This is a genomic window from Mariniradius saccharolyticus AK6, from assembly GCF_000330725.2.
Taxonomy (GTDB): domain Bacteria; phylum Bacteroidota; class Bacteroidia; order Cytophagales; family Cyclobacteriaceae; genus Mariniradius; species Mariniradius saccharolyticus.
In genome coordinates, this window is sequence record NZ_AMZY02000014.1 from 193,163 (window position 1) to 212,245 (window position 19,083).

Annotated in this window: 19 protein-coding genes; 11 read left to right on the forward strand and 8 right to left on the reverse strand. The window is 46.1% G+C overall.

All coding sequences use genetic code 11. The annotated features are described in order from the left end of the window. Nucleotides 1-45 precede the first annotated feature (45 nt). Genes def through C943_RS15110 form a run of 3 tightly spaced genes read right to left on the reverse strand, consistent with a single transcriptional unit; the run spans nt 46 to nt 1,771 of the window. On the reverse strand, nt 46-600 hold the full coding sequence (def, locus tag C943_RS15100) for a peptide deformylase (RefSeq protein WP_008629431.1): 555 nt from the start codon (nt 598-600) through the stop codon (nt 46-48). Beyond that, complete coding sequence (ruvX, locus tag C943_RS15105) at nt 597-1,010, reverse strand: Holliday junction resolvase RuvX (RefSeq protein WP_008629434.1); 414 nt, start codon at nt 1,008-1,010, stop codon at nt 597-599. The genes def and ruvX overlap by 4 nt, the downstream gene beginning before the upstream one ends. Continuing rightward, nucleotides 1,010-1,771 carry a hemerythrin domain-containing protein gene (locus tag C943_RS15110; RefSeq protein ID WP_008629442.1) on the reverse strand — a complete coding sequence of 254 codons (762 nt, stop codon included), beginning with the start codon at nt 1,769-1,771 and terminating at the stop codon, nt 1,010-1,012. Before C943_RS15110 ends, ruvX begins: the two co-directional genes overlap by 1 nt. 154 nt (nt 1,772-1,925) lie before the next feature. Between C943_RS15110 and C943_RS15115 the strand changes: the two genes are divergently transcribed. The 4 genes from C943_RS15115 (at nt 1,926) to C943_RS15130 (ending at nt 6,119) form a co-directional block, all read left to right on the forward strand. Then, the gene (locus C943_RS15115; RefSeq protein ID WP_008629443.1) at nt 1,926-3,563 is read left to right on the forward strand and encodes a S41 family peptidase; all 1,638 of its coding nucleotides are present in this window, start codon (nt 1,926-1,928) and stop codon (nt 3,561-3,563) included. A 119-nt stretch (nt 3,564-3,682) separates the two neighbouring features. Then, a complete protein-coding gene (locus tag C943_RS15120; protein WP_008629445.1) occupies nt 3,683-4,135 on the forward strand; it encodes a VOC family protein in 453 nt (150 codons plus the stop codon). 103 nt (nt 4,136-4,238) lie between these two features. Beyond that, nucleotides 4,239-5,495, forward strand: coding sequence for a carcinine hydrolase/isopenicillin-N N-acyltransferase family protein (locus tag C943_RS15125; RefSeq protein ID WP_008629447.1), 1,257 nt, complete (start codon nt 4,239-4,241; stop codon nt 5,493-5,495). A gap of 12 nt (nt 5,496-5,507) precedes the next feature. Then, on the forward strand, nt 5,508-6,119 hold the full coding sequence (locus C943_RS15130) for a Uma2 family endonuclease (protein ID WP_008629448.1): 612 nt from the start codon (nt 5,508-5,510) through the stop codon (nt 6,117-6,119). 233 nt (nt 6,120-6,352) lie between these two features. Here C943_RS15130 and C943_RS15140 read toward each other — a convergent pair whose 3' ends face one another. Next, nucleotides 6,353-6,955, reverse strand: coding sequence for a diheme cytochrome c-553 (locus C943_RS15140; protein WP_008629451.1), 603 nt, complete (start codon nt 6,953-6,955; stop codon nt 6,353-6,355). 278 nt (nt 6,956-7,233) lie between these two features. Here C943_RS15140 and C943_RS15145 point away from each other — a divergent pair, with 278 nt between their 5' ends. Beyond that, nucleotides 7,234-8,442 carry a cation:proton antiporter gene (locus C943_RS15145; protein WP_008629452.1) on the forward strand — a complete coding sequence of 403 codons (1,209 nt, stop codon included), beginning with the start codon at nt 7,234-7,236 and terminating at the stop codon, nt 8,440-8,442. 112 nt (nt 8,443-8,554) lie between these two features. Here the strand turns inward: C943_RS15145 and C943_RS15150 are convergent, their stop codons facing one another. Genes C943_RS15150 through C943_RS15165 form a run of 4 tightly spaced genes read right to left on the reverse strand, consistent with a single transcriptional unit; the run spans nt 8,555 to nt 11,503 of the window. Then, nucleotides 8,555-9,532, reverse strand: a complete 978-nt coding sequence (locus C943_RS15150) for an MlaD family protein (RefSeq protein WP_008629454.1) — start codon at nt 9,530-9,532, stop codon at nt 8,555-8,557. After that, nucleotides 9,532-10,293: an ABC transporter ATP-binding protein gene (locus C943_RS15155; RefSeq protein WP_040480856.1), complete on the reverse strand. Its 762-nt coding sequence runs from the start codon at nt 10,291-10,293 to the stop codon at nt 9,532-9,534. The genes C943_RS15150 and C943_RS15155 overlap by 1 nt, the downstream gene beginning before the upstream one ends. After that, nucleotides 10,286-11,083 (reverse strand): MlaE family ABC transporter permease, encoded by a 798-nt coding sequence (locus C943_RS15160; RefSeq protein WP_008629459.1) that lies wholly within the window; start codon nt 11,081-11,083, stop codon nt 10,286-10,288. Before C943_RS15160 ends, C943_RS15155 begins: the two co-directional genes overlap by 8 nt. A 45-nt stretch (nt 11,084-11,128) precedes the next feature. Beyond that, nucleotides 11,129-11,503 (reverse strand): response regulator, encoded by a 375-nt coding sequence (locus C943_RS15165; protein WP_008629461.1) that lies wholly within the window; start codon nt 11,501-11,503, stop codon nt 11,129-11,131. Between the two features lie 396 nt (nt 11,504-11,899). Here C943_RS15165 and C943_RS15170 point away from each other — a divergent pair, with 396 nt between their 5' ends. From C943_RS15170 to C943_RS15195, 6 genes are all read left to right on the forward strand, one after another. Continuing rightward, on the forward strand, nt 11,900-12,382 hold the full coding sequence (locus C943_RS15170) for a YciI family protein (RefSeq protein WP_157198565.1): 483 nt from the start codon (nt 11,900-11,902) through the stop codon (nt 12,380-12,382). Nucleotides 12,383-12,427: 45 nt separating this feature from the next. Further along, complete coding sequence (locus C943_RS15175; RefSeq protein WP_008629477.1) at nt 12,428-13,771, forward strand: sugar porter family MFS transporter; 1,344 nt, start codon at nt 12,428-12,430, stop codon at nt 13,769-13,771. Then, the gene (locus C943_RS15180) at nt 13,764-14,651 is read left to right on the forward strand and encodes a carbohydrate kinase family protein (RefSeq protein WP_008629480.1); all 888 of its coding nucleotides are present in this window, start codon (nt 13,764-13,766) and stop codon (nt 14,649-14,651) included. The genes C943_RS15175 and C943_RS15180 overlap by 8 nt, the downstream gene beginning before the upstream one ends. 258 nt (nt 14,652-14,909) lie before the next feature. Then, nucleotides 14,910-16,253, forward strand: a complete 1,344-nt coding sequence (locus C943_RS15185; RefSeq protein WP_008629483.1) for a DUF418 domain-containing protein — start codon at nt 14,910-14,912, stop codon at nt 16,251-16,253. A gap of 32 nt (nt 16,254-16,285) precedes the next feature. Next, complete coding sequence (locus C943_RS15190; protein ID WP_008629485.1) at nt 16,286-16,822, forward strand: hypothetical protein; 537 nt, start codon at nt 16,286-16,288, stop codon at nt 16,820-16,822. Between the two features lie 70 nt (nt 16,823-16,892). Further along, entirely contained in the window at nt 16,893-19,019 is a 2,127-nt protein-coding gene (locus C943_RS15195; protein ID WP_040480858.1) for a S9 family peptidase, read from the forward strand. The last annotated feature ends 64 nt before the right edge of the window (nt 19,020-19,083 follow it).

Genomic DNA, 19,083 nt, shown 5'->3' on the forward strand with positions numbered 1-19,083 from the left:
TTAAAAATAAAAAAACCAACAGGAAAATCTGCTGGTTTAAGGGCTTCACTTCAGCGGATAGATCATCCGATAGTCCGTCGGGACTTTGCCTTTGCTGATGTCGATGAGTTTGCTTTGAAGCAGCTTCTTTTTTAATCCCTTTAGATAATCAACAAAAAGAATCCCCTCCAGATGGTCGTATTCGTGCTGGATTACACGCGCCGTCATTCCCGAGAATTCTTCCTCACGCAGATTCCAATTTTCATCGAAATACTCGATGGTGAGTTTTTCAGGTCTGGTGATTTCAGCCCTCAGTTCCGGGATACTCAAACAACCCTCTTCGAAAGAATAGCTGTCCCCGTATTCATCCAGGATAATCGGATTGATGAAAGCACGTCTGACGCCTTTCTCCTCGTCTTTTTCGTCCAACATCAGGTTGGAATCGATCACAAAAAGCCGAATACCCTTGTTGATTTGTGGCGCGGCCAAGCCCACGCCGTTGGCGTTTTCCATCGTGGCAAACATATCCTTGATCAAATCAGAAATGTTGTCTCCTTCAGGAATTTCCTCAGCCTCCTTTTTCAAAATCGGGTTACCGTACGCTACTATGGGATAAATCATTGTTGTTGCAAATAGGATTGTAAGATGATGGTTGCGGATATTTTATCCAAATTTCCTTCCTTTTCCCGCCTGTCTTTTTTCTTGGTGCCCATGTCAATCATGGTTTGTAAGGCGATTTTGGAGGTGAATCGCTCATCGACCAAGGCCAACTTCAGTTGTGGAAAGACTTTTTCCAAGCGATTTTTCAATGCCAAAACCCGCGGGGTCATTTCGTTTGCGCTGTTGTCCAATTTCTTGGGAAGGCCGATGACTATGACTTCGACGTCTTCTTTGGCGACATATTTCATGAGGAAATCCTCCAATTGGTGCGTTGGGATGGTGTCCAAAGGATTGGCAATCAGCTTAAGCGAATCTGTAACCGCCAAACCGGTCCTTTTGGTTCCCAAATCAATGGCCAAGACCCTGCCCATCAGTTATGCAGGATTTTTTTCCGCACCCTTCGCAACACCTCTTTTTCGAGTTCCATAGCCTTGGGAAAAAGCAGCTGATCCTCGATTTGCGCATGTATGGAGAGTTCCCGCTCAAAAACCTGAAGCTCATGGTAAAGCACTTTCATACTGACAGGTGCGGTCTCGGGAAGTTCATAATCCTTGGTCAATCTTCTGATTCCCTCCATCTCATCATCGTGCGCTTCATGCGCTTGGGAAAGCACGGATATGGGGCTTTTCTCGAGAATATGAAGCGCATCTACCAGACGGTATTCATCTTCCTCAATTTCGTGGAGGAGTTTGATTCGCTGAAAAAGCGTGGTTTCCTCCTCATGGATATGGTGGATAAAATCCTCCACAAAGAGAGGGAACATCATCCGCATGTCCGCCAGGATAGCTGCGAAAACGGGATTTTCTACCTGTATTCCCGAGATCATATTTGACAGAAAAGGCAATTCCTGCCGAACAAAAAAGTAGTGCTTTCGCTTCAGGTAGGACACCAATACTTCGATTGGCCTAAGGAAAAGCTCTTCGGTGCTCGGCTCCTTTCTTGAGGCCCATCGCTCCAGTTCGTCTATCAGTTGCTGCGGGTTGATTTTGAATTTTCGGCATACTTCCTCGAGGGAATTCTGCTCATACAGGAAAAAGTTGATCCCGAAATAATGGAGTACCGCGGCGAAGACATAATTCTCGGAAACTAGTTCCCGTATGCGGCTTTTTTCAATATCTTTGGAATCCAACATACTTACAAAAGTAACTTATTTTGGCTTTTCAAGGACATCATGAAGTTTAAAATCGAAATTAATGGCCTTGGCTAAACGAAAGGTCGGAAATTTCAGTTAGAAGGTATGTTGATACCCACTTATCTATCATACACCAACTAAAACCATCCTAACCGTGAGCGAAATCAAAAACACCAAGCAACAAGTCAGGTTGCCCTTGATTTTGGCTTTGGCTATCTCTGCAGGAATTTGGATCGGAGCTACATTTGCCGAACCAAAAACCGACAGAAACGATCTCAAGGCCGCTATTTATAAATTGCAGGAGATCATCACTTATATCAATCGTGATTACGTCGACAGCGTCAACACTAATGAATTGGTAGAATTTGGCATCCAACAGATGCTCGAAAAGCTCGACCCACACTCCAGCTACATTCCAGCACGCGACGCCTCCTTGGCCCAATCCCAATTGGACGGGGAATTTGACGGAATCGGGGTGGAATTCGGCATCATCCGCGACACGATTTATGTAGTCGCACCGTTGACAGGCGGTCCCTCCGAAAAGCTCGGCATACAATCAGGCGATCAGATCATCAAAGTTGACGGCAAAACCGTAGCCGGAACCGGGATCACCAATCGGGATGTATTTGACCTCCTTCGCGGTCCAAGGGGCAGCAAGGTAATCGTCGATATCAGAAGAAAAAGCCAAAAAGACCTGCTCAACTTTGAGATCATCCGTGACAAAATCCCCCAGTACAGCATCAATGCTTCCTACATGGTCGATGAAACCACTGGCTACATCAAGGTAACCAGGTTTGCTGCAACGACGCATGAGGAATTCAGAAAATCCGTGACCAGCCTCAAAGAACAAGGCATGACTCGACTGATCTTGGATTTGCAGAGCAATCCCGGTGGGTACATGGGGGCTGCGATCCAGATTGCTGATGAAATCCTCGGCCAAAACGCCGTGATCGTTTCCCAAAAAGGCAAACTCAGCCGCTACAACCAAATTGCCACAGCCAGCAGACCAGGGCTTTTTGAGGATGGCTCCGTGATCGTCCTGATAAACGAAGGCTCCGCATCCGCCTCCGAAATCGTGGCGGGAGCGATTCAGGACAATGACCGCGGATTGATTGTCGGCAGAAGATCTTTCGGTAAAGGACTTGTTCAAATGCCCATCGACCTTTCTGACGGTGCAGAATTGAGGCTGACCATAGCGCGTTACTATACGCCATCCGGCAGATCCATTCAGAAGCCCTACGGCAACGACGAGGATTACAACAGTGACTGGAACAACAGATTTGAACACGGGGAATTTTTCACCGCGGACAGCATCAGGTTCAACGACAGCTTGCGATACGAAACATTGTCAGGAAGGACGGTCTATGGTGGCGGAGGTATCATGCCGGATTTCTTCGTGCCACTCGACACCACCATGGCTAGTAGCTATGTAAACCGCCTCTTCAACTCCGATTCTGCACGGGAATTCATTTTGGACTACTTGGAAAAAAACAAAAAGAAATTTGAAAACATGAGCTTCGAAGACTACTATGCCAAGTTCCAGGTTTCTGAAGAGATGCTTCAAAGCTTGATCAAAGTAGGAGAGCGTAATAAGGTGAAGTTTGACGAGAAGGATTACCGGAAATCAAAAGACTACCTCAAAATCCTCATCAAAGCCCATATGGGACGCAACCTCTACGACGACAATGCCTTTTATCGCGTCATCAACGATATCAACGAGGTGTACCTGCAAGCATTGACGCTTTTTGGTGAAGCCGAGAAATTGGCCTTTGCCCCAAAAGTCAATGAATAGGAAGCCTTAAATCACCAGATTATTTAAGCCCTTTGCTTCGGCAAGGGGCTTTTTTGTTGTTTCATCTGGGAAAGATTCCCGATTCAGCGTATATTCCTCATTCACAAACCCAAGAACCAATGAAGACAGCTGCACGCAAAATCCTAATTTTGGCCTGTGTTCTGATGATATCCCCAGTACTCATGGCCCAACAAACAAAAATCACCCATATCGCGGTCTACGTCAAGGAACTGAAAAGAAGCAGTGATTTTTACAAAAACGTCTTCGGTTTCCCTGAAATCGACGAACCATTTAAGGACGGGCTACATACTTGGCTGGACATTGGCAACAACACATCCATGCATCTCATCCAAGCACCTTGGGAACCTGTGACTATCAATAAGATCAACCATATCTGCTTCAGCGTGCCGAGTATGGATGATTTTGTAAAAAATCTGGAGCGACTGAAAATTGAGTACGAAGACTGGCCAGGCAATAAAAATAAGATCAATATCCGTCCCGACGGCATCAAGCAAATCTACCTCAAAGATCCGGACGGCTATTGGATTGAAATCAACGACGAATACAAATAGCGCCTGAACTTCAAGCTTCCAGTTTGGAAGTTTTTCCGGCAGTTCGCCAAGTCAATAATCAACACCCATTTCGATTTTCCCATATTCCTCATTCCTTGATGCCATGTGTGATACGCTGGTCGCCCTTCCTGGATTTACAAAAAATGGTTCGACAATTTTTGCGAAGAACTCAGACCGTGAACCTGACGAAGCACAGGGTATTATCCAAATTCCAGCTAAGCAATCGGGAAAATCCAATTTGGATTGCACTTTCATATCCATTCCCCAGTCAGAGTCGACAAATGAAGTGATCCTATCAAAGCCATTTCAGATGTGGGGTGCCGAAATGGGAGTCAACGTCCACGGCTTGGTGATTGGTAATGAGGCAGTATTTACCAATATCCCTATTTCTAAGAAAAACAACGGATTGACGGGCATGGACATGCTTCGGCTGGCCCTGGAACGCTGCCAAAATGCCAAGGAGGCCCTTGCGTTGATTCCGAATTTACTGGAAGAATATGGACAGGATGCCTGCGGAGGATACAGGAATCGGGGGTTTTTCTACCACAACAGTTTTCTGATTGCAGATCAGAACCAAGCTTTCGTTCTGGAAACTGCCGGAAAATCCTGGGCTTCTCGTGAAGTCAAACGTATTGGCAGCATTTCCAATGGCCTGACGATTGACACTGAATATGATCAAATCCACCTATCTGGAGAAAAAAGACAGTTCCCTCATTCCATTCTGAAGAAACCGGAGCCCTTTTCTTTCAAGGAATATTTCTCGGATTTTCTATTCACCAAAGTGGGGAAATCCAATTCCAGACAGGCCTGTAGCTTTGGATTGGTACAAAAGCAATCAAAAAGCTTTGACGCTGGCGCAGCGATGGAAGTTTTGAGGACTCATGAGTTGGCAGACCCGATTTTCAACCCAAAAAAAGCAACCACCTCCTCTCTTTGCATGCATGCGACGGGCTTGACAAATCCGAGTTCTACAACTGGAAGTATGGTCGCTGAAATTCGACAGGGAAAACCCCACACGGTTTGGCTGACAGGGACCTCGATGCCCTGCCTTTCGGTGTTTTTGCCCTTCTTTTTCGGGACACGTGTTCTCGAGGATTTTTCCCAACCAAGTTCGCAATCTGACGATTCGCTGTGGTGGCAAGCGGAGAAAGTCCACCAATGGATTTGTCGCGATTATCAAAACCGAAAGGCGAAAATTTGGCCTGAATTTTTATCGTTGCAAAATGACCTTCTAAAAGCCGAAGCAGCATTGATGGGCAGCAATCCGGCAATCAAGGAACTGGAGAATTTCAGCCGCCATTGTTTGAAAGAAGTTCGGGATTTGTACCTAAAAATACTTCCCGAAACACCTGCCAAATGATTAAATTACGGTATGGAAAAGGACCTGAAAAATTCTATAGTCAAAGAGCCTGATATCACCTATGGCAACTATACCTACGCTGATTACTTGAGCTGGGACATGGAAGAAATGGTGGAACTCATCAAGGGCAGGGTCTTCAAAAAAGCAGCGGCCGCCCCAAAAAGAATCCATCAATGGCTCGCTGGAAATCTGCATACAGAATTGAATCTATTTCTCAAAGGAAAAAAATGCCAAGCCTATATCGCTCCATTTGATGTCCGATTACCCGTCAAGTCAAAACGAGACGACAAGATCTACACCGTCGTACAACCCGACATCTGCGTCGTCTGCGATCCGGTAAAATTGGATGACCGTGGATGCATCGGCGCGCCAGATTTGGTCGTCGAGGTTCTTTCACCTGGGAATAAGCAGCTCGAACTCCAGCATAAATTTGAAGTCTATGAATCCTCGGGCATCAAAGAATACTGGATAGTTGATCCTGAAAGTCAAACCCTGTTGGTCTACACGCTCAAAGATGGCAAGTACCAAGCCTCACGCCTGATGACCTACGGTGACAAAGTAAAGTCATCTGTGCTTAAGGGTTTTGAATTGGATTTGGGGGAATTCTTTGCCGATATTACATGACCCTGCGTCCAAACTGCAAGACGTCAACAACAAAAAATGTCAGTACGAAGCTTTTGACGCTGAAATAGTCTGATTTGGCCCGCTCGATAAAAGAATTAAAAATCGCCATTTGATTGAGCGAGTTCTCATTTTTCACCCGGGTACAGTCAAAACGAAGCCCAAAACCATCTGCCCAAGCTGTCTCAAAAAAAACAGCCGAAATTGAATTTCCGGCTGTCAATGCAATTTGCGTTCTATTGCCCCACCGAGCTTGGCGGCAAAGCATCAGGTACAACGTTGTCGATGGGTTTGGTCGTTTGTAGGTAAGCGAATATCGCCCCGATTTCATCGTCACGCATAGCCTGAAACATTTGCCAAGGCATGGGAGGCAAAATCTGTCTACCATTGGGACTTCCTTTGAATTTCCCCTCCCTAAGTGCCCGGAAAAATTGCTCCTCAGTCCATCCACCAATACCCGTGGGATCTGAGGTAAGATTGGAAGCGTAAGAAACCCCCCACGGTCCAACCCAAGCCGTCAAGGTCTGGGTAACCGCGTAGCCGTTTTTCTCCATGGCAGCCCGATCTACATCTGGAAAAGGCATGGCTGACGGATGCCCGGATAGTGCCAATTCCATGTCCAGCTCAGGCCCATTTGGTCCCATCTTTTTCGGGGTATGACAGTCGTGACAACCACCGATTGTTACCAAATGCTTGCCATAGTCGGGCAGGGATTGGTAACCAAGCAATTCCCAAGCGGGCTTATTCTCGACAATTTCTTCTTTGGTCTGGTTTGGCTTGCATTGGCTGAAGACAAGAAGTACTCCTAATGTTGCCAACATAATTCCTTCCTTTTTCATAGTTGTGTTTTTTGGTTTAAATGGTGCTTATAAATTCGGGGACTGCGCCGCCAGAAAAAAACCGTGGCGTTGATCCGTACTAAAAACAAAACCGCAAACGCTAATCGACTCAAACAAATCTGATACAAGATACTCACTTGGCTAGACAATGACCAGATTTTAACAAGATACTTTTCAGGCGCCTGCGGTGAAAAAAACAGCCCAAACAGATAAACCCCTGACAAATTCGATGAGCTGAAAATCCGAAAAACCTTAACTTTCCGCAAATCCCGGCAGCTATGCATGACTATCCAATGATCCTTATCATGGCCTTGTTGATTCTTGGCTATGGCGTTTTTTCCAAGAAAGCGGAGAACTCGATCATCACACCACCTATGGTTTTTGTTCTCATGGGACTCTTTGTGAGTTACTTTATGCCCAATTTATTGGACCAAAGTCCGAAGGCTGGCTATGTGAAGCCTGTCGTAGAATTCACCCTAATATTGATTCTATTCGTTGACGGTTCAACGATCGATCGAAAAAGCCTGTGGTATGAAAAATCCCTCCCATCACGTTTATTAGGAATTGGACTCCCTTTGACTATGGTATTGGGAACTTTAGCTGCTATGTGGATTTTCCCGGAAGAGAATCTTTACATTCTAATTCTATTGGCATTGATACTTTCGCCAACAGATGCCGCGTTGGGCCAGTCGGTTGTAACAGGTGAAAAAGTGCCAAAAAAGATCCGGCAAACGATCAACGTGGAAAGCGGTCTCAACGATGGGTTCGCCTATCCGCCCTTGTTGATTTGCATCAGTGTATTGGCATTGCAACAGGGTCTGGAGGTGAAGGAAGGCCACCTTTTGACATTCCTGTTAAAACAGTTCATTCTAGGTCCCGCCATCGGCGGAATTGTCGGATGGTTAGGGGGAAAACTCATAGAACTTGCCCTCAAAAAGGGTATGATGACTGTGATTTACCAAATGCTGGAATCATTTGCAATCGCGGTTTTGGCGTTCTTTGCCGCTGAATATTTTGGAGGAAATGGCTTCATCGCGGCATTTGTTGCGGGGATGATGCTTGGAACCAGAAGAGAGGAGGCGAGGGAACGAATGAAAGAATTCGGCGAAGCGGGAAGTCAAGTGATGGTCATGTTTATATTCCTGCTCTTCGGAATGATTTTGGTGCCTTCTTCGTACCCACTTTGGGACTGGAGAGCTTGGATTTACGCTATCATGAGTCTAACACTTATCCGAATGCTTCCTGTATGGATAAGTCTCATCGGAACTGGTCTTGATCGAAAAACCGTTCTTTTTATCGGTTGGTTTGGCCCAAGAGGCGTGGCTTCAATCCTTTATCTGTTGATAGCAATCATCACTTTGGGACCTGATGGTATGGATAGATTGGTGAGCGTAATCACCCTGACGGTGTTGTTGAGCATATTTCTACACGGTATTTCAGCTAGGCCGCTGTCAGGTATTTTTGGAAAGGGAGATCATGAAAATTAACCGCACAACATTTGGACACTGACACAAAAACCGGATTTCATCGCGGATCGCTCAAAGGTTAATCACGGCCCCTAAAAAAACCTCCTGATTTGGGAGGTTTTCATTGACTAATTCAGTTGCCCTGCGCCGCCTCTGCCTTGGCTTTACGCTTAAATCCCTTTCGGAAAGGCCATGTATACGGTAGCGCTTCCAAACCCTTGTTCAGGTTTAAGGTAGCGCTATCGACATTAGTCATGGTGCTCCTAAGTTTACCCGCAAACTCCTCATCATTCAACAACATCCCTGCAGTATTGTCCGTGCTGTTGAGTTTCTGTGAAGTAGCATTCAGGTTTTTGGTGAGCATCTCCGCGTTATTTGAAGTTTCTTCAAGTTTTGATACAGTGCTTTGAAGTTTCGGGAAAGTCTCTTTGTCATTTGTCAACTGATGTAAAAGAGTACCTTCTTTGTTGAGATTTTTACTCACATTGGAAAGTTCTGACAAGGTCCTTCGTGATTCAAGGGAAGCCGACTCGAGGTTGTTAAGCGTGTTTTTGAAAGAAATAGCCAAGGTGCTATCAGTCATGACCGCGCCAACGATACCTTTCCCTTCGGCGATTTTGGTGGTGAGTATCTTAAGATTTTCGGTAATTGTGACTAGATTTTTGTTGTTTTCCTGGAGCGTAGCCATCATCTTGTCGGTATCAAGCGGCATCTCGGCGGTGAGTCTGTCTCCATCCTCGACAGCGGGAGATTGGGTCGTACCGCCATAGATCACGATGATTTTGTTACCGATCAGTCCATCCGAACCGATTGTTGCTTTCGAATCTTTCCGGATGTATTCCTGCACCTTTGCCTCCACAGCCAAAATAATCTCTACTTGGGATTCACCGTAGAAATTGATCTTGCGGACTGTGCCGATCTTCACACCTGAAAACCATACGTTGTTGCCCTGCTGAAGTCCCGCCACATCGTCGAATACAGCGCTCAGTTTGATGCTTTTCACGAATTTCTTTTGTTGGCCTCCCAGCGTCAGTACACCCAACACGAAAATGATGATCCCTATTAGGACAAAAATGCCCACAATGACAGATTTTTTATTATCGTTTCTCATTACTTGATAAAATTATAGTCATAAAATGCTTTTACTTGGGGGTCCTCCGCCCCCTCAAATACGTCCGTAAAGGACCCTACTGCCGTGAATTGGCCGTTGATCAAAACGGCCATGCGGTCCCCTGTTTGCTTCGCGCAGGCAAGGTCATGGGTAATCACGATGGAAGAGGTATTGAATTGTTCTTGTACCTGATTGATGAGGTTATTTATTTCAATACAGGTAACCGGGTCAAGACCTGCCGTCGGCTCATCATAGAGCATTATCTCGGGGTAGAGGATCAAAGTTCGGGCGATACCAATTCTTTTCTTCTGACCTCCTGAAAGCTCCGAAGGCATCTGGTTGACAGTCTTGGGAAGTGCTACTGCCTCCAACAACTCCTCGACCCGCCTATCGACTTCCTTTCGGCTGATATTCTTGACGTTCCGTACAAGCGGAAACTCAAGGTTTTCTCTCACGGTCATACTATCATATAGGGCCGAGGCCTGGAAAGAGAATCCAATCCTCAACCGCAATTGGTTCAATTCCTTGATCGGCAATCCCAATGCGTTTTTTCCGAAGATTTTCACCTCGCCTTTGTCCGGTGTGAGCAAGCCCACGAGGATTTTGATCAGGACAGATTTACCGGTACCCGATTTTCCAAGGACGACAAGGTTCTCACCTTTGTACAAATCCAAATCCACTCCCCTAAGCACATGATTGTCGTCAAAGGACTTGTACAGTCCTCTGATCTCCACAACTTTTTCGTTTTCTATCTTACGCATACCGGATGGCGTTTACGATCTGCATGACCAATAGCTCTTCTATGAAAATCAAAAACATCGACATAACGACCGCCGCGTTTGCCGCCTGCCCCACGCCTTCGGTACCCTTCGACGAGTTGTAGCCTTTGTAGCATCCAACAATGCCTATCGTGAATCCAAAGATCAACGATTTGATCACTGAGGAAAATATGTCAAGAAACGAAATGGATTCGAAAACTTGGATGAAGAACGTGGATAAGCTGACGAGCTCGTTCTGATTGACATTGATGAATGAACCCATCAAAGCCACAAAATCCGTGTACATCATCAGTACAGGTATCATAAAGGTGGTAGCAAGCGTCCGGGTCACGACCAAATACTTAAATGGATTGATCGCGGATACTTCCATGGCATCGATCTGCTCCGTTACCTTCATCGAACCGATCTCTGCGCCGATACTGGATCCAACCTTGCCTGCCGAAATCAGCGCTGTCACCAAGGGGCCCAAGGCCCTAACCACAGCGATGGAAATCAAAGCAGGAAGCCAAGAAGTAGCGCCGAATTCGGCGAGTGACGGACGGCTTTGGTTTGTAAATACAATTCCGATGATGAATCCTGTCAAGGAGATCAAAGGCAAAGAGCGATAACCGATCTCGTAGCACTGACGTAGGACTTCCCTGAACTCATATGGCGGGCGCCAGACTTCCTGAAAAAACCGCTTTACAAATTGGAAGGCATTAGCCAGCCCCCTAAAAAATTTATCAAGCTTTTTACTCAGAACTGTATCCCTCGAATCTATCTTATAGAACATAAACGGCAAAAGTTGAAATCACTAAGGTAACAATTTGGGGCATTGTTAAGAATCCAATCCCAATATTTCGGTCAATATTTGTGGAGTAAGCGGCTTTACCAGAAACCCCGACACTTGTGCATAATTTTTACTCATCTCCACATCCATCGGATCCATCGAGGAAGTGAGCATCTTCACTTCGATATGATTGCCGATTTTCTGGAGGTGGTCCAAAAAATCCCAGCCCTGCATCTCGGGCATATTCACATCCAATATCAATAGATCCGCACTACCTCCCTTCAGCCAATCCAAAGCCTCATATGGATTGTCGAAAAAGAAGGTCTGCAATTCTGGACTAATCCGCTGGAGATTCTTTCGATTGATCATGTGCTGGATTTTGTCATCATCTACAAACACCAGCGTGGAAACTTTTTGGGGCATAAGGAAAAAAGATTGGTTCACAAAACACTGCCCAAAAGATCATTGCCAGGAAGGGGGTAGGGAATGAACTTTAAGACTCACAAATATAAAAACATCCTGCTTGGCATGGCTAATTATCGAGAATACATTTTTAGCCTAATCAAAATAATTTAGCGATTACAAATTCAGCTATATCTAAAACACATTTAATCCATTATTTATCTGATACTTACATGTCAACATCTGAATAATCACATGCAGCAACAATAGAACCAAAAAGAACCGCGTTGCTATCTTCAATCAACAGAAAAAGAAAAGATTGGCCCAAATTTAGAGTTCCAATATTTCGGTTTCCCAATTGATGGGATTCCCATTTTTTGACTAGATTGGCCATGCCATTCTCAAAACAAAAACACCATGAAGCTCACTTACGCTCATTCACTAATAAAGTCGATTGTTGCACTTGTAATGCTGGCTTGCACTTTTAGCCTAAATGCCTTGGGCCAAGAATCGGGCTACGATGCAGCCCTGGCCGAGAAGCTCGGCGCTGACGAACGTGGCATGAAAAAGTATGTAATGGCATTTCTTTATCGCGGCGAACGGGTAGCTGAATATACCCCGGAGCAAAGGGCTGAAATCCAAAAAGGCCACATGGGGAATATTACCAAATTGGCGGAATCTGGGAAACTAATCATGGCCGGACCTTTCTTTGGTAATGAAGATTTGAGGGGGATTTTTGTCTTTGACGTCTCCACAATGGACGAAGCCGCAAGCTTAACAGCTCAAGATCCGGCTGTCGCGGCGGGTGTTTTGAAGATGGATCTTCGGGAATGGTATGGGCCAGCGGCACTCATGATGATCACTGATCTTCACGCTAAGCTTACTAAACCTACCAATTGACAATCACTTTTTGACCCCTAGTCTAACCTCTATCCCAGCAACAACATGCAGCAAAAAAACTACGCACTCTTCCTTTCCATCACTGCCGCACTTGGCGGGTTTTTGTTCGGATTTGATACCGCAGTGATATCGGGCGCAGAGAGGGATATACAAAACCTATGGGAACTGGATGATTGGAGCCACGGGCTCGCTGTTGCCATGGCGCTCTACGGGACCGTCTTGGGTGCCTTGCTTGGCGGCATACCCGCGGACAAATACGGAAGAAAAGTTACCCTGATCTGGATCGGTATTTTCTATTTCGTATCCGCCTTGGGCTCTGCCCTGGTGGATGATGTCTACTCATTCATGTTTTACCGCTTCATCGGTGGCCTAGGCGTGGGCGCATCTTCAGTTGTCGCGCCGATGTATATTTCCGAGATTGCTCCTGCAAAAAGTCGCGGGCAACTGGTGGCCCTTTACCAGTTCAATATCGTGTTTGGCATTCTCATGGCTTATTTTTCAAACTACCTTATCGGTACTGCCAACCTTGATGAAGCTTGGCGCTGGATGCTGGGAGTAGAGGCCATCCCCGCCTTGATCTATTCCATTTTGATCCTCAAAGTACCTAAAAGCCCACGATGGCTGATCGCAAAGAAACAGGATTACCAAACTGCCCGGGAAATCTTGACACGAACCGATCCCGAGGGGGTAGACGAAGCGATCAAATTGGCCATCGAAGAGAGCAAGTCGATCAAAGGTAAAACCTCCGTCGCCGCACTATTCGATTCCAGATTCAGAAAAATTTCCTTCTTCGCCTTCCTGATGGCATTTTTCAACCAAATGTCCGGCATCAACGCCATTATCTACTTTGCGCCAAGAATCTTCGAATCGGCAGGGATTTCCACAGAAGATGCACTTTTCTCTACAATCGGAATCGGCGTCATCAACCTCATCGCGACGATGGCCGGTCTATATTTGATCGATAAATTGGGAAGGAAAAAACTCATGTACATAGGGTCGGTCGGCTACATCATTTCGCTATCCCTGATGGCGTATTCCTATTTTGGAGGAATGATTTCCAGCAACCTACTCCCCTATTTCGTATTTGTGTTCATCGCCTCGCATGCGATCGGACAGGGTTCCGTGATCTGGGTATTTATTGCCGAAATATTCCCCAATGAGTTGCGCGCATTCGGCCAATCCCTGGGTTCATTTACCCACTGGATTTTGGCAGCCTTGATCGCAAATGTTTTCCCCTTCTTTGCCAATACATTTGGTGCGGGAAGTATATTCGCCTTTTTCGCGCTCATGATGGTGCTCCAACTGCTTTGGGTGGCCTTCAGAATGCCTGAAACGAAAGGAAAGTCTTTGGAAGAAATTCAACAAGAACTACAAAAAACTCATGTCTAAGAAAGTCATCTGTTTTGGGGAAATGCTGTGGGACTGCTTTCCCGATAAGGAAATACCTGGCGGCGCTCCAATGAACGTCGCACTTCATCTCCACCAACTGGGCCTTGAAGTGGGCATGATTTCACGGGTAGGAGACGATGAAAGAGGCAGAAAATTCCTTGACTTCATATCCGGCTATGGCTTTCCGACGGATTTGGTTCAGATAGACCATATCCATCCTACAGGAAATGTCATCGTCCACAACGAAGACCCCGAAAACATCAAATACACGATCGTCTCACCGGTGGCCTGGGATTACATCGAAATGAACGAGCAGAACATCCATGCAGTCCAATCCGCCGATGCCTTGATTTTTGGCAGCCTTGCCGTGAGAAATACCCAAAGTTGGGACACGTTATACCATCTCCTACACCAGCCAACGCTCAATATTTTTGATATCAACCTCCGTGCGCCGTTCTACGATTTCGAAAAGATAGAACTTTTGCTTGGCTACACAGACATATTGAAAATCAACGAAGACGAACTGGAGATCGTCGCGGATTATTTCAACCTGAAAAACGACATCAATACCGTTTGCGACATGCTCACGACCCACTTCCCGATCCAAATGGTCTGCGTCACTTTGGGATCGAAGGGCGCCATGATCTATGAAAATGGGAAAGTCTTCAAGCATCCCGGCTATAAAGTCACTGTAGAGGATACCGTAGGTGCAGGTGATGCATTTTTGGGTGGTTTTGTCAAGAGCTATTTGGAAGGCAAAAAACCCGAGGAAATACTCGATTTTGCCTGTGCAATCGGAGCATTTGTTGCGACGAAAAAAGGTGGAACGCCACGTTACCAGGTAGACGAGATTTGGAAAGCCGTCGGACAGAAAGGATGAAAACCCCCTTTCTTTCTTAGATAACCGAAAAACGAAGCTGCGATCGTTCGAATGCAGCATTTTTTGATTTTGAAGTAGATCAATTTCCGGAAAGGAATAGAATCCGTGAGACCCTGGGTATTCCTATCCTTTATTTGCTCCTACAAAATCCTCGTTTATCCCAAACATGCTTCGCCAATAACACCAAAATTACAATTCGCTGAGTTTTAACTATTTTCAAGGAATTGTTTATGATTATTTTTCTCATCAAACCACACTATGCCACTCGAAACAAGTTCTGAAATCAACCTGGTGGACAATTCGCCGAAGCCCGCCATTCTCGTCAACCGGATCGACATCATCGACATTATTCGCGGAGTTGCGCTTTTAGGCATCCTGCTTTTGAACATCCCTTATTTTGCGATGGAAGACTCCTTCACGGATCCCTGGTCGCAGGATACAGGCAACGTCAATTTCTGGGTGCATGCTGTCAATATCATATTCTTCGAGGGCAAGATGCGGGCATTGTTTTCGATGGTTTTTGGCGCGGGAATTCTACTTTTCACGATGAACAAGGAAAAAGCGGGAAAATCAGCCACCTGGCTTTTTTACAAGAGAATGATATGGCTAACGCTGTTTGGCCTTGCCCACGCGCACCTCCTGCTTTGGCTGGGCGATATTCTTTATTTCTACGGCGTGATTGGGATGATTGCGTTCCTCTTTAGGAAAATGAAACCCAAATACCTCGCCATGGGAGTTCCGATTGTCGCGATCATCGGCTTTGTCGCCAACACGCTCTTCATGCAAAACATCCGTTCCAAATACCTGGAGTACAAAGAAGTAATTACGCTACAGGAAACGGGAGCCGAATTAGCTGAGAAAGAACTCGCCGCTCTCGAGGCGTGGAAAGAAGTGCAAAAAGAATTTATTCCCGACAAAGACCAAGTCAAAATCAACACTGCATTGATGAAGGGTTCCTATTCCGAGGTGGCAAGCTACATTCGCCCAAAGGCAATAGACGGACAGTTCAAATACCTCATTTTCTCGATTTGGGATATGCTGGCATTGATGCTGCTGGGAATGGCGCTGTACAAATGGGGATTCTTGACCCTGGCTTGGACCGATGCCCAATACCGAAAAACCATGTGGATTGGGTATGGTGTCGGCTTACCCTTGGTTACCTTTTCGTTCATTTACAACACAATTTATTTTCCAAATGTCGAAGCTGGCCTAGCCTATATCGAAACCCATTCGATCAATTGGGTGGCATTGATCTATGATTTCCAACGCATCCTTATCATGATGGCACATGTGGCTTTGGTCATGATTCTTTATAAAAATGGAGTTTTCACCCGACTCATGGATAGCTTACGAGCGGTTGGCCAGACAGCGTTCACGAATTATATCATGCACACGGTCATTTGCTCACTCGTTTTCTTTGGTTACGGGCTCAACCAATTTGCTGAGTGGGAATATTACCAACTCTACTTACTCGTCGCAGGCATATGGATGTTTCAGCTTTTGCTAAGTCCTATTTGGCTGAAGAAATACCTATTCGGTCCCCTGGAATGGCTATGGCGGTGCCTAACATACGGCAGGATGCAGCCATTTGTCCGGAAATGACATACGCTTAAATCTCCTTCGACCATCAATCTATGTTTGAAAATTTTAAAACCTGTCTTTGGCAAAATTTTGGTGCTGCCGTCGATATGCTAGGTAATGCCATTGCCGCATGTCCGGAGGAGATGTGGGAAAAAGATATGAAGTTCTTCTACCTCAGCTACCATACCGTAATCTTCCTGGATTATTATCTCTCGATTCCCGTGAGTGAATTTTCACCCCAACTCCCCTATTTTCTCGAAAATCAAGAAAAATTGCCGGAGCAAGCTGTTGATGATGTATTGCCTTTGAGGCATTTTGATCAAGGGGAGATGTTGGCCTATATCGCACAAATCAAAGGAAAGTGTCGGGACCAAATCCTGAATTTTCCTGAAGAACGATTCTCCCAGCCTTGGATCAAAGCCTCCGAGCTAGAGCTTCATGTCGGGTGCCCACAGACCGTGGCAACCTATTCAGTATTGGAAATTCTATTCTATAACCTGCGACATGTGCAGCACCATGTCGGCCAACTGAATCTGATCCTAAGGCGGCAAACAAACCAAGCACCTGATTGGGTCGCCATGGTCGACTGATATTCAAAAAAAGCAACCTTCAATTCGATTGACCAAATTCATTACATTTGCCCCCTATTCTCCACAAACGATGAGAAAATCCATCCAAATAATCCTGCTAGGAATGAGTATCGCATGTTCCCCAAACAAACCCGAATTTTCACTCCCGGACGTTGCTGCACCCGTAGCCGCAGTTAAACCCTTTGAGATTACAGCCAAGCATGGCCATGTCCGCGTCGACAATTACTATTGGCTCAACGACCGAGAAAATCCGGAAGTCATCGCATACCTCGAAGCTGAAAACAAGTACATGGACACCATGATGGCGCATACCAAGGGATTTCAGGAAAGTCTTTTCCTAGAAATGCGTGCACGCATCAAGGAGGACGACAGCTCGGTTCCCTTCAAATTGGACGACTATTACTATTACACCCGCTATGTCGAAGGGGGAGAATACCCCATCTACGCGCGAAAAAAAGGTTCTTTGGAGGCTCCCGAAGAGGTCATCATGGATGGAAATGAGCTTGGAAAGGGAAAGTCTTTCTTGAATTTCTTCACCTCCGTCAGCCCCGACCACAACCTCGCAGCGATCATCATGGATACCGTCGGGAGGAACTTCTACACGGTCATGATCAAAGACCTGAGGACGGGACAAATGCTTCCTGACAAAATAGAAAATATCCGAAGCAGCGCAGTCTGGACAAACGACAACAAGTCGTTCTACTATTCCATTCCGGATCCAGTTACGCTGAGAAACTTCCAGGTGAAAAGACATTTCCTCGGCAGCGAGGCCTCCAAGGACGAGATAATCTTTGAGGAAAAAGACCAGACGCTGTCTTGCGGGGTTGGCAAAACCAAATCCAAGAAATACATCATCATCGGTTCAGGAAGGACGGACGCATCCTATGCCCAATTTCTGGATGCAGACAATCCTGGAAAGCCGATACTCATCGCGCCGATCCAAGACAATGTCCAATATAGTGTCGACCATGCCGGCGGAGATCAATTCTACATATACACCAACCTGAACGCGGTCAACTACCGTCTTGCACAGGCCCCTATTTCCAATCCGGGAAGTCCAAATTGGAAAGATGTTATTCCCCACCGCGAAGCGGTATTCCTGGAAGGTGTAGATTATTTCAAGGATTTTCTGGCGATAGAAGAGAAAAAAGAAGGCCTGTCACAAATCCGCATCATCAAGAGGGCAGACAATTCCGAACACAACATGGAGTTTGATGAACCAGCATACACAGCGGGTCTGGGCTACAATCCCGAATTTGAAACCAAAACATTGCGGTATTCCTACACCTCCATGACGACTCCAAATTCAACCTTTGACTATGACATGGAGACCCGGGAAAAAACCCTGATGAAAGAACAACCTGTACTGGGCAACTTCAACAAGGCCAACTACGAAACCGAGAGAATCATGGTCACAGCGCGAGATGGGAAGAAAATCCCGATGTCCATCGTGTACAGGAAGGATGCTTTCAAAAAGGACGGCACAGCGCCAGGCTGGATTTACGCCTATGGGTCGTATGGGGCATCCATGGATCCCTATTTCTCCAGCTCACGCCTGAGCCTTTTGGACCGGGGATTTGTCTATGCGATAGCCCACGTAAGAGGTGGCCAGGAAATGGGTGGAGCCTGGTATGAGGACGGGAAAATGATGAACAAGAAAAATACCTTTTTCGACTTCATCGATTGCTCCAAATGGCTCCAAGACAACGGCTACGTAGCCAAAGACAAACTCTTCGCCTCTGGCGGAAGTGCGGGTGGGTTGTTGATTGGTGCCGTGACGAATATGGCCCCGGAAGTGTACCGCGGTGTGATAGCCCAAGTGGCCTTTGTCGATGTGATCACGACGATGATGGACGAATCCATCCCCTTGACCACATTCGAGTGGCTCGAATGGGGCAATCCCAATATTCAGGAACAATATGAATACATGCTTTCCTACTCTCCCTATGACAATGTGGAAGCCAAAGCCTATCCAAACATCCTAGCCACCACGGGATTGCATGATTCCCAGGTCCAATATTGGGAACCAGCCAAATGGGTCGCAAAGTTGAGGACCATGAAGACCGACAACAACCGCCTGTTTCTCTACACCAACATGGACGCAGGCCACGGAGGTGCAAGTGGTCGCTTTGAGAGCCTCAAGGAATTGGCAAAAGAATATGCTTTCGTATTTGACATCCTTGGTATCAAGGAATAGGATCCGATAGTTTTAAATCCGATCAGAAATCTAAACCGATCTTTCTAATTGAAGGATCGGTTTT